This is a genomic window from Flavobacterium defluvii (assembly GCF_900129555.1).
GTDB classification, from domain to species: Bacteria; Bacteroidota; Bacteroidia; order Flavobacteriales; family Flavobacteriaceae; genus Flavobacterium; species Flavobacterium defluvii.
This window is the reverse complement of sequence record NZ_FQWC01000001.1, coordinates 648193-665725: the sequence shown is the minus strand read 5'-3', so window position 1 is coordinate 665725 and position 17533 is coordinate 648193. Positions and strand designations below refer to the sequence as shown.

Sequence of the window (17533 nt, the reverse complement as noted above, 5' to 3'; positions counted from 1 at the left end):
AAAAACGAGTATATTTGAGAGCTTTTTAAATATCCCAAATTATGAATCCAAAAATCCTACTAAGTTCACTCATTATAACCTCGTTATTTTTTGTTTCCTGCAAAAAAGAATTAGAGCCGCAAGAAACCACAGCAACATCTGAATTGGTAAGACTTGGACTGGCAAAAGATACTACAAAAAAACCTTCAATAGTGCAGCAGCAGACTCAGACTTCAGCAGCAAACCCAAATACAGTTTTAAGTGATAATAAGGGATTAAATCCGGCTCACGGACAACCGGGACACCGCTGCGATATTGCTGTTGGAGCACCTTTGAATTCTGCACCAACACAGCAGGTTCAACAAGTACAGCAAGTTCAGGCGCAACCGGGACAAACAGTACAAGTAAATCCGAATCAAAAAAATGTGGTTACCACTACAGTTGCTGCGCCGGTAAAAGTTGGAAAAGGAATGAATCCGTCGCACGGACAGCCGGGACACAGATGTGATATTCCGGTTGGAGCGCCTTTAAATTCTCCGGTTGCCAAAACTACAACAACAGCTTCAACACCACAAAGCGGAACAATGACACAGAATGTTACCGTTCCTGCGCCTTCATCAAATCCGGTTCCTGCTTTATTAAGTACAGATGCCAACAAAACAGTTGCAGAAGGAATGAATCCGCCACACGGACAACCGGGACATCGCTGTGATATCGCTGTTGGAGCACCTCTGCCAAAATCATAAAAAAATTAAACCATATAAATTATCTTATATAACTTATATGGTTTAAAAAAACTTAATCTATATATTTTTAGTGTGCTTTCAATTTTTCGAAAGTTGTAGTAAGTGTTTTTTTAGCTTTACTCAAAGCACCGTTAAAAGCTTTTTCAAGAGTTTCAGCGTGTTCTGTTACAGTGATTGGCTGTAATTTTGCGGTACGAACTTCAAGAACACATTTTTTATCATTTAGGCTGAATTTCTCGCCGTTTTCATCTCCAAAATGTACTTCGATTCTTGTGATTTTATCTTCAAAACGCGCTAAGCCTTTTTCTAATTCTTCAGAGAAATAATTTTCTAATCTTTGGTGTCCTTCGATGTTTTTATCGGTATTGATTTGAATTTTCATAACGGATTCTATTTAATGATTGTTTCTCAAATCTATTTCTTTTAGAAGGAAAAGCCAAGCGAGTTAAGGAAACATTATGAAATTTTTAGGGTTAAATTTTAATTTCTGAGAAAGGTAAATCGCGCTGCAAATGCTGTATCAGCAAACAAACTAATTTGTAAGAAATTCAAATTATCGGCTCAGATTTTTTGATATCTTTGCAGTCCTAAACTTCAAATTATAAACACAAAAAATCTTCTTGCCCATGCGGTATGCTGGCGGTATTGGAAACAACTGCAACGCGTATTTGAAGGCGTAGGACAGCTAACCCGTATGGGTTTTATATTCCCTAAACTTCAAATAGATGAGTGTAAACACCCTTTCGAAAGAAACCGAATTGCGGTTAAATGAATTTTTCAATCAGGCGACAGATCCTAAAAGTTTCGCAAAAGCAATTCGAAAAGTAAATTATCTTCTTGCTATGTCTCTAATGCGAGAATGCGAAACCCTGCAAATCGATCCAAAATCAGTTGAACAAGGTTATTTCTGGCTGAATGAGTTAGCCGAGATTTTGAACCCTTATTTTGAGGTTGAGAATTAAGAAAATATGAAAAGCCACTGATGAAGTGGCTTTTTTTCTAAAAATTATTTATTTGTTAAAAATCGTGTCTAAATGATACTGGAGAAATGCTTTTCCTGGAAGGATTTTGGCAGATGATATCTTTTGATTTTCAATCAAATTAAAATATCTGTTATAGAATTCTGTTTCTTTTTTCTTTTTAAGTGTATCAGAAAATATTATTTCATGATTTGTATTTATTCCAATCAAACCTCTATCAAAGGCTTTGTCATAAAGTACAGAAAGGCAAATACCGTTTTCTATATTTAATCTTTCATTTTCGTTTTTGGACCATGGAACTATATGACTAGCATGTAATAATTCAGGAATATCAATTCCTGTAATAGCACATTTATTAGAATAATTGTTAAGAACCATTTTTCTAAAAAGACATTGATTTACTCTAGTTTTTATTTCACGTATAACTGTTTCTCCTTGTAAATCTTTTAAGTCAAAAAGAATAGGTTCATATTTATCATTAATAGATGTATTTTCTTTTGTTGCAAGAATTTCTTCACTTTGAAATAATAATTCTTCTCTATTGTTGTGAAATTCATCCCAAATAGGTTTTACTTGATTCATTCCATTTTTTAAACCTTTAACACCTCTTTGTTGGTGAAATGGATCCACACTAGCAAAATTACTTAGTCTCATAGATATTGAACCGGGACTTCTATTTATAAGACTGCCCAATTTAATTACATCTGGGTTTTGATCATGTACTTTTCCATATTCGATTGTCAAATATAGATTTAAGGCAACGATTAATTCGTCTCGTGTCCAAAGTCTAGGTTTGGATTTTGGTTGTGGCATTTATAATTTGTTTTCAGTAAATATAAATATTCTAAAATTACTTTTGAAAACAATTGAATTTGTAATTAAGAAAAAGATAATGAGTTGTTTCTGCATAGAAAATTGTCAATCTTTGTCGATTCTCTAGTGAGATTCCTTCGTTCCTCGGAATGACAAAAGGAAGAACTTTACTTCTCCTTCTTCCCCCACTTAATCTTCATTTTTCCACCATCATCAACAGCAAGTAAATGCAGCACAAAACCACGTTCACGAACCGCATCACGTTCGGCTTTGCTGGCTAGTTTGGCGTCATTTTTAGAATTTCTTAGTGGAATTGTCAGGGCGAGATTGGTTCCTCGGCCGAAAGAATAAATTCCGTCAACATCGATGTTTAGGACGCTTGAACTTATGGTTAAATTATTCACGTCAATTTGCTCTCCGCGCATGTTGAGGTTTCCGGATAAATCGCTGAAAGTTATATTTTTAACATCACGAAAAGGAAAAGCAAATTTGCCCACTTTTACAATCGGCTCAAAATTGAGCAATGCACCTTGATTGACTTTGAAATTGAGTTTCCCGTGCATTGAATTGGTGATTAATTCACCTCGGCTGTTGATAAATCCGCTTACGTTTGCAGTGCTGGTTAATCTTCCTTTTATGTTATTTGGATTAAAAGATGTGATTCCGAAGTTGTTGAACGATCTTAAAAAACTGGCAATATCAACTCGGTTTACCTGTGCGTTTGAACTGAAAGCATAGTTTTTTCCGTTTGGTAAAACTTCGCTGTTAAAAGTTATGCTTCCGCCAGAAGTTTGGAGCGAACCATTTTTTATGACCAATTTAGAATCCAGCATTGAAATTGTTGCTTTTGTATTTGTTGCTGTCAGTTTATTGTAATTGATTTTGTCTGCTTTAATATCAATAACTACAACACATTTATCGATCACATTTCGCAGATGATTAGAAATCGTTGTTCTTTTATTGTTTTTAAGTACGGTTTTCTTTTTTTGAGAAGAAGCCAAAACACCTAGAAATTGTTTCAAATCAATATTTGGACAATAAATTTTCCAGTTTACAATCATTTTTTCGGGAACGTCGTAATATAGGTTTAGGAAATTATCAATTTTTCCTTCTACAAAAATTGTATTCTTTTTATGTTTGTAAGCGATTTGTTTAATGAGTAAAGCTTTCTCGGTAAAATCGAGATGAATATTGGTTTTTACGGCATGAACATTTTTAGGAATATAATGAAACGAAGCATTGTCGACATCAATATTTCCGATAAATCTGGGTTTGTTAATGTACAAATCGACAATATCAAACTGAAATTTTAAGTTGGCTTTTGCATGACCTTCTTCAAAATGAATCCACTTTTCGTTGCTTACTTCGTTTAATCTTTCGATATCAAAATCAGAACTTACGTTTCCGGTTGCGATTGGTTTTTCGAGATTGCTGATAACAACTTGCGGAATGGAAAGCGGAATATTTTCATATTCTCCCGAAAATCGGGTTAAAATTACAGCCGAATTTGGATCGTTAAATCCGTCTTTTGGTTTAAAATTATTCGTAAAAATTCCTCTGAAATTGCATTTATCAATTTGTCCATCAGGAATCGTGAGTTTGTTGTTTTTGGCTACAGCCTGAACCACAATTTTAGGATCATCGTGCACATTCAAATCACCTTTTAGGTCGCAGTTTACATCGATTGGTTTTTTCAAATCAAACCGATTCAGTTTTGAACTAATATTTCCGGATAATAAATGAGAAGCATTGCTCCATAAAATGCGCGTATTAATATTGATTCCGAAAAGAGAATTGCTTTTGCCAACATGGAAATAAGCCACAATATCAAAGGAATCAGAACCAATTTTTAAGTTTTTGGTCGAAACATCAATCTTTTGTTTGTCGGCGTGATATGTAACAGACAAAGTTCCTTTGAGTTCTTTTTCTTTGGCAAAACTTCCGTGAACGGTATTAAAAGCTAAGCTGTTTATTTGAGTATTGATAAACAAATCGGTATTCCAGTCGTCTTCGTCGTAATCGACTTTTGATTTTAAGCTGTGAACATCAAAATCAAATAATTTATTTCCAAGCTGATTATCTATAATAATATGAACATCGCTGAGGTCGATTTCGTCAATTGTAGTTTCTGGTTTTGATTTGTTTTCGGGAGATTTTTTCTTTTTCGCTTTAAAAATATTTGAGTTTGTGTAGCCGTCTTTGGTTTTATAAATGTAAATATCGGCGTCGTTAATCAGGATTTTATGAATGTTGACTTCTTTTTGGAGTAAACTCCAAACGTTTAAACGAGCTTCGATTTCCTGCGCTTTTAGTAAAGTATGATGGTGCGTATTCCATTTGTTGTCTTTGAGTTCAACACCTTTTAAAGCCAAAGTAAAATTGGGAAAACCGGTTAAAAACTTATACTGAAAATCGCCAATATGAAACTTTCCTTTTATGTTTTCATTAATCTTGGTATTGATTTTAGCAATAATTTCGGTTTTATTCTGATTGAAGTAAATCGATAACCCTCCACAGGCTAATAAAAGCAATCCAATTAGTATCAGAATAAAAATACCAAAACGTCTGGCATATTTTTTAAAATGAACCGACTGGAAAAATGTTTTTATTTGAAGTAAAGTTTCCTTCATGTTGTGGATTTTCAGGATGATTAAAGGTAAGAATAAAAAACGGTTTTCTTTTACAGCATGATTAGAGCTTGTAAATAAAGCACATGGAAATAGTATAATAATTGACGATGCATTTATAATCAAAACTAATTTGGGAATGGTGTATGATTTGTTTTTAATTTCTAACTTTGTACCTCAGTTCTGAAAGTATTTAAAAAGTCTCCCCGAGATATGAGCTGAGAATAACTTTAAAGAAAAATAATTATGGCATTAGCAATAACAGATGCTACTTTTGACGAAGTAGTTTTAAAATCAGATAAACCAGTAATGGTAGATTTTTGGGCAGCATGGTGCGGTCCTTGTAGAATGGTTGGTCCAATCATTGACCAATTAAGCGAAGAATATGCAGGTAAAGTTGTGGTTGGTAAAGTAGATGTAGATGCTAACCAGGAATTTGCTGCTAAATATGGTGTGCGTAACATACCAACCGTTTTGGTGTTTCAAAATGGTGAAGTAGTAGGAAAACAAGTAGGAGTTGCTCCGAAACAAGCCTACGCTGACAGCTTAGACGCTTTGTTGTAATCGTAAGATTATGATTTATATAAAAAAGGCCTGATTTTTTCAGGCCTTTTTTATTTGGAGAAAGCACCGTTTTTTCTAAACACATAGAGACATAGTTTTTGTAAACTCAATAAAAGGCATTTCATTTTGTTTAAACAAAACATGGAGCTATGTGTATTAAAAACAAGTGAAACGTCTATATACAAAGAAAAACTATGTCTCTATGTGTGTAAAAACAATAGTAAAAGTCGTTCCGAAATCTGGTTTTGAACAAACTTCTATTTTACAATTAATAGCGTTTGCCAAATCACGAATTAAATGCAGTCCTAATCCGGTTTTGATACCGATGACTTCCGAATCGTCGTAAAGGGCTTTGAATTTTTCCTGATTTCCTCCGGCGCCATTATCGGTTATGGAAAGAAAGGTTTGATTGTTTTCCAGCCAGGCTTTCCAGATTATTTTGGGATTTTGTCTTTTTTCAAGTGCTTTTATAGCATTTCCCGTTAAATTTCGGATGATGGTTTTTAGATAATTTTCATCTGTATTTAGAATTAGATTTTCTGGATTTTCAAATGAAATTTCGATGTTTTCAATTCCTGAAAAATGTTTTTGAGTATCCTGAAATATTTCTTCAACTGGAATTTCTTTAAAATGAGGTTTGAAGTTTTCCATTTGGCCTTTACTCCAAAGCAGAATATCTTCCATAGAAGATAATAAATTCTCTGCTCCCGAAATGATTTTGGTCTGCATTCTGGCCGCAGTTTCTTCGTCTATTAATTCAGGATTTTCTTTTTGAAGATGTAAAAAGTGAATCAAATTTGAAATTGGACTTCTTAAATCGTGATTTAAAATACTGAAAAACCTCGCTTTAATTTTATTGGCTTCATCCAGTTCCTGATTTAAAAGCTGCAATTTTTGGTTTGTTTTTTTTCTGTTTTGATTTTGCCTAAACAATAATAATCCAATAATTCCAACCAAAGCTAATCCTGAAATTAAATAAATACGCTGTTTTTTTGCTTCCTCAATCTGAATGTTTTTTATCGTGTTCTCGGTAGAAAGATTTTTAATTTTCTGCTGTTTGGTTTTATTCTGATAACGAGCTTCGGCATTGGCAATATTTTGTTTTGCAGATTCCTGCATCATTTCGTCATTATATTTGCTATAGATTTCGTTATAATGAAATGCTTCTTCCCAAAGTCCAAGTGCGGCATAACTTTGCGATAGTTTTTTATTTATCGTAACATAGAATTCTTTATCGTACGTAAGTGCTTTTACAGAGGCTTTTTTCAGCGTTTCAATAGCATTTTTATAATCTCTTTTTTCATATAAAACCCTTCCCATAATGGTGTTGGCCTCCATCAGGATTTCTTCATCCGTAGATTTTTGCCCAAACAAAACCGCTTTTTTAGCATAATAATAAGCTGTATTCGTCTGACCTTTATCGGCATAAAACTTAGACATGCTTTGGTTGGCAAAACTCAAATTAAGAAACAAAGAATCTTTTATAGTTGGATAAGTATAAATTAACTTATAATACTTTTTTACGCTGTCGGTTTTTTTCTGCGCAGCAAAACACTGCATATAATAATTGCATGAAAACGCACTTATATAAGGAGAGGTTTTAATATAAGGCTTAGCTTCATTGAGATATTCAATTGCTTTATCAAATTGCTTCATTTTGACATAAGCACTTGCAATCTGACAATACGAAACGCCAATATTTTCAGTATTTGCCACGCTTTTTACGAGCAATTTTTTATAATTAATCGCTTTTAATTGATAATTAATAAAATTCTCATATTCAGAATAGTCAAGATAATATTCACCTAAACTTCCATTTAAAACGGCCTGTGTATAAGTATTTTTGGTAGTATCAAGTACTTGTTTGATATAGGCTATTAATTGTTTTCTTTTTGAAATTTCATTAAGAGCATAATAGGCATAATTAAGGCGCATTAAAGCCGAGGTTTCGTTTTTAAGATGTTTTACCTTTTGAGCATATTTCAAGGCAAGTTCATAATTGTCTGCGGCTTTTCTGCTTTGATTATTGTTGAATTCGTATGCATTTCCTTTTAAAAAATAAAACCTTGACTTGTAAGCCAGATGATCTCCGGAAAGTTCAATGCCTTTTTGTGAAACAACTAGCAGTTTTGGATAATCTTCTAAATCTAAAATTTCATTGGTATATTTCAGCCACGCTTTAAGTTTTTCGTTTCTTGTTTTAAGTCTTGCCAAATTAGGTTCCTGCTGCGCAAAAACAGAAATACTGACGAGTAAAAACAAAAAACAGACTTTCTTCATCTAAATCAGGTTTAAGTTTTCTTTGTAACTTCTTCCAACCGGAATGGTTACATTATTATTTAAAATGATTTCCGTTGAGTTCATCTTCTGAATAAACTGTTTCTGAACCGCATAACTTCTGTGAATTCTGATAAACGATTGAAAATGATCTTCTTTTAAAAGATTTCCAATGCTCGACAAAACGCAATGTCTTTTTTTATCGGTAATAATTAAAGTATAATCTTTTAAGGCTTCAAGGTATAAAATTTCGTGAAGTTTGACTTTAGTCTGATCATGGCCTTCTTTTATATAAATAGTATCACCGCCAATGCTGGCTTCAAAAAGAGAGGCTTTGAGCTTGATTTCCATAAACTCTTCAATACGGTTTACGGTTTGGGTGAAACGATCCAGTTTTAAAGGTTTTACAATAAAATCCAGCGTTTCAATCTGAAAACTTTCAACGGCATGTTCGGGATGCGCCGTAATAAAAACACAAACCGGAATTTCCAGAGCTTGTTTTCTGAATTCGATACCGTTTAAATCCGGCATATCAATATCCAGAAATAAAATATCTACTTTTTTTTCTTCGATAAAGGGAAGCGCATCTTCGGCAGAATCAAAAACACCTAAAATATCCAGAATCGGGAATTTTTTAGCAAAAGACAACACGGTAAGTCTGTCAATTTCGTCGTCATCAACAATAATACAAGTGTATTTTTTCATCATTCAAACTATATTTATGTCGTCTGTCTATTTAAAATGTTGTTTGTCTATTCGCTGTTTTTGCCCAGGTTTTATTGACGCAAATTTGTCTCGTAATTAATTCATGAGCTGAATATAACTATCCCTGACAGCTTTAGGATTTCTACAAAAATAATGTTATTGAATTAAATAAGAATCATTTGACCAATTTAAAACTAAAATTATTATGAAATTTTCTAAAACCTTTTTTTCGATTTTTTTACTAGCAATTTTTACAATTTCATGTAGCAGCGATGACGGAAAAGACGGCATTGACGGAGTAGATGGCGCACCAGGTGCAACAGGACCAGCGGGAGCAACAGGAACAGCAAATGTTATTTACAGCGCCTGGATGACAGCTCCTGCAGCAACTGCAGAAACTATTGATGGTACTTCTGGATTATCTACGACTATTAATGCTCCTGAATTATCAGCAGATATTGTGGCCAAAGGAACTGTATTGGTTTATATGTCTTTTGGATCAGGTGTTTACACACTGCCTTATACATCAACAGCAGGAGGGTCTGTTAATACAATTACAGCAATCACAAGCGTACAAAAAATTAAGCTTTTCAGATTTAAACACGCTGCAGATGGAACTACGGTAAACCTTCCAACTTCACTTAACTGGCGTTATATTTTGATTCCTGGCGGAGTTCAGGCGACAGCAAAAGCTGCAAAATTAGATTATTCTAAAATGAGCTACGAAGAAGTTTGTGCACGTTTAAATATTCAGCCGTAATTATTGAAAATTAAAATTTATTCAACCAAATAAGATATTATGAAAACTTTTAAAATACTTTTTGCCATTTTATCAGCATCAATTTTAACCGTTTCTTGCAGCAGTAATGATGACGATAAAGACAATTCTCCAAAATTTGAAACAGAAAACCCGCTTGCGGTTTATTATACTCAAACCGGATTTAATACTGTTAGTAATTTTGTAAACTCTGGAGATTACGAATTCGGATTGGCTTTTACACCAACTGTAAAAGGAAATATTAAAGCCATTACGTTAAAACTGCCTGCGACAAACTCTGCAGTGCGTGTAACGATTTGGGACTATACAACAAAAACAGTATTGCGTTCTGAGACTGTAAATGTTGCCACAGCAGATGTTCAGGTTACTAAAGAAATCAGTGTTTTGGCTCTTGAAAAAGACAAAAAATACATGATTACAATGAATTCTAACGATTGGTATAAAAAGAACAAAGCAGATCTAACCAATACTGTTTACCCAATTGTTGCCGGAAATATTACATTTAATGAATATAGATGGATAAGCGGAACATCACAAACTTTCCCAACCAATGTTTCTTCAAATTACAATGCAGGAGATTTAAGTTTTGATTTCCAACAAACTGAATAATTTTATTTTTGGATAGTTTAATTAGTGAGTTTGTAAAAAGGTTTGGCAGTCGTCAAACCTTTTTTTATTTTTAACGAATCTCATATCTTTTAAAAAATGAAAATCCTACACATTTTTCTTTGTTTTATTATATTGATTCCGAATGTCTTTTCTCAGTCAAAAGAAAAAGAAAGTGCATTTTTGGAAAATGGAGTTTCAGAAGAATTAGCTCATTTCCGTAAAAAACAAATTTCAGGTCTTCAATATGAATTGTCTTTTGAAATCCCAAATCAAAAAGAGGAAAACATCAATTCTCATTTAAATATAAATTTGAATCTGTCTGATTTGAGTCAGCCTTTACTTTTAGATTTTAAAGAGAAATCTTCGAACATACAATCAATTGAAGTAAACGAAAAAAGTATTCAAATTGTTCATGAAAAAGGACACATTGTAATTGCTTCCTCTGATTTAATTTCAGGAAAAAATACCATTTCAATTTCCTTCATCGCAGGCAATTTATCTTTAAATAGAAACGATGATTTTCTCTATACACTTTTAGTTCCGGATCGCGCGAGTACTTTATTTCCATGTTTTGATCAGCCGGATATAAAAGCATCTTATAAATTAAGTCTTTCCGTGCCAAATGATTGGGAAGTTTTGGCTGGAGCCGATGTGAAATCCAAAACTGAAAAAGGTGATTTTACGAATTATACTTTTGAAGAATCAAACAAAATGAGTACATACTTATTCTCTTTTGTTGCCGGAAAATTTAAAAGTGTTACACAAAAACCAGGTTTAGAAATGACGATGTTATATCGCGAAAATAATCCTGAAAAAATAAAAACAAGTACCGATACGATTTTTGAACTCCATCAGCAATCTTTAGATTTTCTTGAAAAATATACCAATTATAAATTTCCGTTTCAAAAACTGGATTTCGCAGCAATTCCGGTTTTTCAATATGGTGGAATGGAACACGTAGGTGCTATTCAATACAGAGAATCAACTTTATTTCTGGACAACAGCGCAACAGACAGTGAGAAATTAAATCGAGCTAAACTCATTGCACACGAGACATCACACATGTGGTTTGGCGATTTGGTAACAATGAAATGGTTTGACGATGTCTGGATGAAAGAAGTTTTTGCCAATTTCATGGCCGATAAAATTATGAATCCAATTTTCCCAAAAGTCAATCATAATCTTCAGTTTTTTACAGCGCATTATGGCAGCGCTTTCGCGGAAGACCGATCTTTGGGCACACATCCGATAAAACAGCATTTAGAAAATTTAAAAGATGCCGGATCACTTTACGGAGCAATTATTTACAATAAAGCGCCAATAATGATGCGTCAGCTCGAAGCTTCAATGGGAAAAGAAGCTTTTCAAAAAGGAATCGAAAAATACATTAAAAAATACGCCAACGACAATGCCGACTGGAATAATCTCGTAGAAATTCTTAATGCTGAAACGCCGCTCGATATGAAAAAATGGAGTGAAGTCTGGGTCAATAAATCAGGAAGAGCCATTTTTACAGATAAAATAGAATATAATTCTAAAAGTCAAATTAAAAAGTTTGAAATTCAACAGAAAGCCGAAGATAAATCCAATAATATCTGGCCTCAGGTTTTTCAGATTGGTTTGGTTTATGATGATAATGTGAAGGTTTTAAACGTAAACATCAAAGACAAAAACAGTATTTTAAAAGAAGCCGCCGGACTTGAAAAACCAAACACGATTATTTACAATTACAATGGTTTTGGATATGGTGTTTTTCCGCTTGACGGCAATAATTTAGATTACATTTCTACTTTAAAAGATGATACAGCCAGAGCATCTGCTTATAGTAATCTTTACGAAAATATGCTCATTGGAAATGTTTCTCCAGATGAAGCATTTAATTGTTTTTTTAAAGGAATTCAGTTTGAAGAAAATGAATTGGTTTTGCGAATTGTATCGAATAATCTAAATACAGTTTATTGGAGGTTTTTAACCCAAAAACAGCAGGACAGAGTTCAGAATTTGTTAAGTTTTACTTTATACTCGCGTCTTCAGACAAATTTATCTGCAAATATCAAAAAGACTTTATTTGGTTTGTTCAGTTCAACGGGTTATTCATCTTCGGCGAAAGCCAAATTATATCAAATCTGGAATAAAGAAATTGTAATCCCGAATTTGAAATTAAACGAAGACGATTTTACCAATATGGCGATGAATCTGGCCATTTTTAAACATGAAAAAGCCGATGAAATTTTGGAGAAAACCAGAACAACAATCACAAATCCCGATAAACAAAAACGTTTTGAATTTCTGCTTCCGTCATTATCAAAAGACGAATCCATTAGAAATGCTTTTATGGAGTCTTTAAAAGACGAAAAAAACCGAGAAAAAGAATCTTGGGTTGAGGTTGGATTGGCGAATATTCATCATCCTCTTCGTCAGGAAAGTGCGCAAAAGTATATCAGATTTTCATTAGATTTGGTTGCTGAAATCCAGCGTACGGGAGATATTTTTTTCCCGAAAGACTGGCTCGATAATACCGTTGGAAAATATTCCTCTAAATTTGCCTTTGATGAAGTACAGCGATTCTTAAAAGAAAACCCTAATTTTAGTTCTATTTTAAAAAGGAAATTATTTCAGGCAACAGATTTGCTTTATAAAGCACAAAATATTAAAAAAGAAACCGAATGAAAATCGAATCGGAAATAGAGAAAGTTTCAAGTTTTCAGCACCTCGAAATGCTGGCTAATCAGGTTGTAGAAGGTTTTATATCCGGAATGCACAAAAGCCCGTTTCATGGATTTTCGGCTGAATTTGCCGAACATAAAGTGTATAACGCAGGCGAAAGCACTAAACATATCGATTGGAAATTATTTGCCAAAACCGATCGTTTGTACACGAAACGTTTTGAGGAAGAAACCAATTTACGCTGTCATTTGATTGTCGATAATTCATCATCAATGCATTATCCTGAACTAAAATCGAATCAGCCATTTTATGAAAAGAAGATTGGATTTGCAGTCTTGGCTTCGGCGGTTTTAATGAATATTTTAAAGAAACAGCGCGATGCCGTTGGTTTAAGCGTTTTCTCAGACAAATACGAATATTACGCTCCGGAAAAAGGAAGCGATCGTCACCACAGAATGCTTTTGAATAAACTGGAAGAATTGCTGGTTCAGCCAAAAGTTAAAAAAACGACTGACACTATTACTTATCTTCATCAGATTGCAGAAAAAATGCACCGCCGTTCGATGATTATTCTGTTTACCGATATGTTTCAGACTGAAGATGATGAAAAGCTTTTTAACGCCTTACAGCATTTAAAACACAACAAACACAAAGTAGTTTTATTTCATGTTGTTGATAATGAAACCGAATTGAAATTTGATTTTGACAACGCGCCAAGAAAGTTTATCGACTTAGAATCAGGAGAAGAAGTTTCGATTTTTGCTGATAATGTTAAAATGGAATATGAAAAAAGAGCGACAGCTTATTTTAAAAACCTGGCTTTAACTTGCGCAAAGAACCAAATTAAGTACGTTCCAGTAAATGTAGGTGATAATTTTGAAAAAATATTGACTACATATTTAGTTGAAAAACAAAACTTTGGATAAGGTTTTGAAAAAATATTTCACTTTTTTTATAAAAACACTTGCAGAAACGAAATTCTGTTATATCTTTGCAACCGCAATAACGCAGAGGTTTGGTAGTTCAGTTGGTTAGAATACATGCCTGTCACGCATGGGGTCGCGGGTTCGAGTCCCGTCCAGACCGCAATATTGGGAAAAGCCTTTCTTAACGGAAAGGCTTTTTTGCCCAAAAACGGTATCTAAGATTAGTTGTGTTGTTTTGCTGCGACTTTGTAACTCGCAGCTGGTTTAGTAGTTAGACCAATGAAAAGCTTTCCACTTTTGTGGATGGCTTTTTTGATTTAAGACACTTTTGGTTTTTGTTTTTAACTGCAATCCCGATAGCTATCCGGAGCTAAGATTTACACAAAGGTCGCAAGGTTTTTTTAAAGCTTTGCGACCTTTGTGCTTTTGCCTTGAGTGCTTGTGGTAAAAAAGAAAGAAAGTTCTTGTTTTTTGATTTGAAAATGAAATTTTAAAATATTGGAATTTAATCAATTAAAAATTTCTTGATTTTTATTCGTTAAAAAGCTTGTGAAATCGAAGATCTGTTGTATTTTTGCACTCGCAATAACGCAGGGTTTGGTAGTTCAGTTGGTTAGAATACATGCCTGTCACGCATGGGGTCGCGGGTTCGAGTCCCGTCCAGACCGCCTAAGTTGTTAAAAATGCCTATCATTACGATAGGCATTTTTTTTTACCATTAAGTTTTTATTGATGTTTTACGTTTACATAATTTATTCTAAAACTTTTGATATTTATTACAAAGGGTTTAGTGAAGATGTTGCCCAAAGATTATTATATCATAATGAAAATAGAAGTAGGTATACTTCAAATAAAGGACCGTGGGATTAGGTTTATTCGAAAGTATTTGAAACTAAAAAAGAAGCTTTGATTGAAGAATTGAGATTGAAAAAGTTAAATAGAAAGTCAATAGAAGCTTTAATTCAAGATCATAAATAAGAAAGGTATGAGTTGGTTAGGATACATGTCTGTCATCTCGTCTAAGGACGAGACGGGTTCGAGTCCTCTCGTTTTCAAGAACGAGACGAAGTTGTTAAAAGCCTTTCTTAACGGAAAGGCTTTTTTTTTGCTTAACCGCAAAGAACGCAAGGATTTTATTTATGGTTACGCTTATAAACGCAAAGTTCGCAAAGCTTTGTGATAAGGCTTTGCGAACTTAGCGCTTTTTCCTTGCGCCTTTGCGGTAAAATCTATACAATCCAATTTTGGAATTTCATATTAGAATTTAATTTCTTCTTATCTTTAATATCACAAAAAGTGCTGTACTAAAAACCAATGGAACATTCCGGTCAAAAACTCGATAAATACTACATCAAAAAAGTAGATGCTGATAAAAAGAGCATTTACTGCCACCACGATTTGATGGGTGAGTTATTTATTCCGCCACACAGACACCAAAAAGCACAACTTTTATATGCAGAAGGAGATGTTGTTTTTGTAACTACAGAAACTAAAACCTATTTTTTACCAGCAAGGCATTTTATCTGGATTCCGAGTGGAGTGGAGCATAGCATAGAACCGAAATCGGAAAGTGTTACGATGCGAAATCTGTATTTTCCTATTGAAAAAGAAGAAGATGACTTTTATAAGGTAGAAGGAATTTATCCAGTAAACAATTTGTTGTTGCAAATGATGCTTTTTACCAATAGATGGAATGGAGATCTTAAAAAAGGAACTCCAAATTTTACTATTGCCAAAGCGATAAAAGCAATTCTTCCACAAATTTGCACTAATAATTTACCTTTAGAATTGCCACAGCCGAAGGACAAACGTCTTGGAAAAATTCTGCGCCATATTGAAAACAATCTTGGAGAAACAATTCTGTTTGCTGATGTAGCGCATGAATTTGGTTTCAGCGAACGCTCTTTGTATCGCTTGTTTCAAAAAGATCTCAATATGTCTTTTATTCAATATTATACGATTAGAAGAATTTTAAAAGCTATCGAACTTTTATTGGAAAGAAAACTTTCAGTAAAAGAGGTAGCCGAAGAAGTTGGTTACAATAGTGTTCCAACTTTCAGTAACACTTTCTTTAAGATTTTAGGCCAAAGACCTTCTGATTACTTAAATGGTGAAGAGATTTTGGAAAGAAAATGATTTGTTTTTTCTCTCGCAGATTTGGCAGATCAAGCAGATAATTAAAGAATTAAAGTAAAAATCTGCACAATCTGCCAAATCTGCGAGAGAAATCAAAAAATAATCACAATCAAAATATATTTTGTAATAAATTGTTTTTCAGTGTTTTAATATAACGTTTTCGAGAAATGGAATTTTAACGTTTGTCCGAAATGAATATGTTCTTGGCTTTTTAGAATTATCAGTCACGAGAAAAATGAAGGAACTTTGCAGCATCAAATATTAATGTATTTATGTTCCTTAAAACAACAAATTCTACAGACGATTGTTTTCCCAGAATCCTGCTGTTAATCCTAATGATTTTAGTATTCAATGGCTTACAAGCGCAGGAAGTCCACACGGTTTCATTACAAGAAGCTTTGAAACTGGCCAAAGAAAACAACAAAAAAATCCTTAGATCTCAATTGGAGGTTACGCTCGCAGAGCAAAACATTAAAGAAAGAAAAGAACTTCGATTGCCGGACGTACAGCTAAACGGCATGTATTCCAGAATTACGAATATTACCGAATTCAAAGGAAGCGGGTTTTTGAAAGACAAAGAAGTTACTCCGGCAATTCCTGAAATTTATGAAGTCAATTCGACTTTTAAAATGCCAATTTATGCTGGAAATAAGATTAATAATGGCATCAAAATTGCCAATCAGGAAAGCGAAATCGCTAAAATAAAATCCGAAAAGGCCGAAAATGATATCGTGCTTGAAGTGGTGGCAAACTATCTGGCGATTTATAAAATGATGGAACTTCAGAAAATATTTGAAGAAAACATCAAAGAAGAAAAAAGCCGATTGAAAGAAGTACAATCGCTTCAAAAACATGGAACGGTTACGAAAAACGAAGTTATTCGTGCCGAGTTACAGCTTTCGGATCGTGAATTAAACGCGCTTACAAATTCCAAAAACATAAAAATTGCGCTTCACGATCTGAAAACGCTGATCCAGATTCCGGAAAACGAAGAAATTGCAATCGATACGACGTCTAGTCTTGACGAAATGAATGGTTTAGATCCGTATGATTTTTATATGACGAAAGCTTTGCAGAACGAAGAAATGCGTATTGCAAGCCAGGAATTAAACATCAGCAAAACCGAACTGAAACTCGTTAAAGGAAATTATCTTCCGAGCGTTCATTTCTTTGGGAATTACGGTTTTTATTATCCAAACTATAAATTCTTTCCGCCAAATCCGTATTTGTACACTTTAGGACAAGTAGGGATCGAAGCCACTTTTGACCTTTCGTCTTTATATAAAAACAAGACCAAAATGGAGCAGGCCAATACCAAAATTAAATGGCAGGAAATGCAGAATGAAATTGTAAAAGAGGAAATTCAGGATAAGCTGTATAAAGAACACACACAATATCAGGAAATCCTTGAAAAGTTTGTGGTCGTTGATAAAGCTTTGGATTTAGCTGAAGAAAACTATAGAATCGTAAAGCTGAAATACTTAAACCAATTGGTGTTAATTACCGAAATGGTCGATGCCGATAATGCTTTGCTTCAGGCGAAATACAACAAAATTTCAACCCGATTAGATGCGGTTTTAAAACATTATGAACTGCTTCATACGGCGGGAATGATGCCGCAGAGCTAGAATTTTAGACTTGGTAGAAGAAAGAGGCAAGAAGCAAGAGAATAGAGTAAAGAGTATAGATATAGATTTTCAGTTCCGAAGGAACGATTCATATTGTA

Annotated in this window: 15 protein-coding genes and 2 tRNA genes; 12 read left to right on the top strand and 5 right to left on the bottom strand. The window is 33.7% G+C overall.

Features of this window, described 5'->3' with window-relative positions:
• The first annotated feature begins 41 nt into the window (after nt 1-41).
• Complete coding sequence (locus BUC29_RS02910) at nt 42-725, top strand: hypothetical protein (protein WP_073413176.1); 684 nt, start codon at nt 42-44, stop codon at nt 723-725.
• Nucleotides 726-792: 67 nt separating this feature from the next.
• Here BUC29_RS02910 and BUC29_RS02905 read toward each other — a convergent pair whose 3' ends face one another.
• Nucleotides 793-1107, bottom strand: coding sequence for an HPF/RaiA family ribosome-associated protein (locus tag BUC29_RS02905; protein WP_073413174.1), 315 nt, complete (start codon nt 1105-1107; stop codon nt 793-795).
• A gap of 343 nt (nt 1108-1450) precedes the next feature.
• On the opposite strand from BUC29_RS02905, the gene BUC29_RS02900 reads away from it, so the two are divergent.
• Nucleotides 1451-1687, top strand: a complete 237-nt coding sequence (locus BUC29_RS02900; protein WP_073413172.1) for a hypothetical protein — start codon at nt 1451-1453, stop codon at nt 1685-1687.
• Between the two features lie 48 nt (nt 1688-1735).
• Here the strand turns inward: BUC29_RS02900 and BUC29_RS02895 are convergent, their stop codons facing one another.
• Both BUC29_RS02895 and BUC29_RS02890 read right to left on the bottom strand, forming a co-directional pair.
• Nucleotides 1736-2518 (bottom strand): HNH endonuclease, encoded by a 783-nt coding sequence (locus BUC29_RS02895; RefSeq protein ID WP_073413170.1) that lies wholly within the window; start codon nt 2516-2518, stop codon nt 1736-1738.
• Between the two features lie 167 nt (nt 2519-2685).
• Nucleotides 2686-5148, bottom strand: coding sequence for an AsmA family protein (locus BUC29_RS02890; RefSeq protein ID WP_073413168.1), 2463 nt, complete (start codon nt 5146-5148; stop codon nt 2686-2688).
• A 243-nt stretch (nt 5149-5391) separates the two neighbouring features.
• Here BUC29_RS02890 and trxA point away from each other — a divergent pair, with 243 nt between their 5' ends.
• Nucleotides 5392-5709 (top strand): thioredoxin, encoded by a 318-nt coding sequence (gene trxA, locus BUC29_RS02885; RefSeq protein ID WP_008466289.1) that lies wholly within the window; start codon nt 5392-5394, stop codon nt 5707-5709.
• Nucleotides 5710-5901: 192 nt separating this feature from the next.
• Here the strand turns inward: trxA and BUC29_RS02880 are convergent, their stop codons facing one another.
• Together BUC29_RS02880 and BUC29_RS02875 are read right to left on the bottom strand one after the other, a co-directional pair.
• On the bottom strand, nt 5902-7989 hold the full coding sequence (locus BUC29_RS02880; protein WP_073413166.1) for an ATP-binding protein: 2088 nt from the start codon (nt 7987-7989) through the stop codon (nt 5902-5904).
• The gene (locus tag BUC29_RS02875) at nt 7990-8694 is read right to left on the bottom strand and encodes a LytR/AlgR family response regulator transcription factor (RefSeq protein ID WP_073413164.1); all 705 of its coding nucleotides are present in this window, start codon (nt 8692-8694) and stop codon (nt 7990-7992) included.
• 202 nt (nt 8695-8896) lie between these two features.
• Between BUC29_RS02875 and BUC29_RS02870 the strand changes: the two genes are divergently transcribed.
• From BUC29_RS02870 to BUC29_RS02830, 9 genes are all read left to right on the top strand, one after another.
• On the top strand, nt 8897-9451 hold the full coding sequence (locus BUC29_RS02870) for a hypothetical protein (RefSeq protein WP_073413162.1): 555 nt from the start codon (nt 8897-8899) through the stop codon (nt 9449-9451).
• Between the two features lie 39 nt (nt 9452-9490).
• A complete protein-coding gene (locus BUC29_RS02865) occupies nt 9491-10078 on the top strand; it encodes a DUF4082 domain-containing protein (protein WP_073413161.1) in 588 nt (195 codons plus the stop codon).
• A gap of 96 nt (nt 10079-10174) precedes the next feature.
• Entirely contained in the window at nt 10175-12748 is a 2574-nt protein-coding gene (locus BUC29_RS02860; RefSeq protein WP_073413159.1) for a M1 family aminopeptidase, read from the top strand.
• Complete coding sequence (locus BUC29_RS02855) at nt 12745-13671, top strand: DUF58 domain-containing protein (RefSeq protein WP_073413157.1); 927 nt, start codon at nt 12745-12747, stop codon at nt 13669-13671. Before BUC29_RS02860 ends, BUC29_RS02855 begins: the two co-directional genes overlap by 4 nt.
• An 86-nt stretch (nt 13672-13757) precedes the next feature.
• Nucleotides 13758-13831 (top strand) — tRNA-Asp (locus BUC29_RS02850).
• 434 nt (nt 13832-14265) lie between these two features.
• A tRNA-Asp gene (locus BUC29_RS02845) sits at nt 14266-14339 on the top strand.
• Between the two features lie 64 nt (nt 14340-14403).
• The gene (locus BUC29_RS21805) at nt 14404-14541 is read left to right on the top strand and encodes a GIY-YIG nuclease family protein (RefSeq protein WP_084538573.1); all 138 of its coding nucleotides are present in this window, start codon (nt 14404-14406) and stop codon (nt 14539-14541) included.
• A 444-nt stretch (nt 14542-14985) separates the two neighbouring features.
• Nucleotides 14986-15807, top strand: coding sequence for a helix-turn-helix transcriptional regulator (locus BUC29_RS02835; RefSeq protein WP_073413155.1), 822 nt, complete (start codon nt 14986-14988; stop codon nt 15805-15807).
• Between the two features lie 335 nt (nt 15808-16142).
• Entirely contained in the window at nt 16143-17435 is a 1293-nt protein-coding gene (locus tag BUC29_RS02830) for a TolC family protein (protein ID WP_244160750.1), read from the top strand.
• Nucleotides 17436-17533 lie beyond the last annotated feature (98 nt).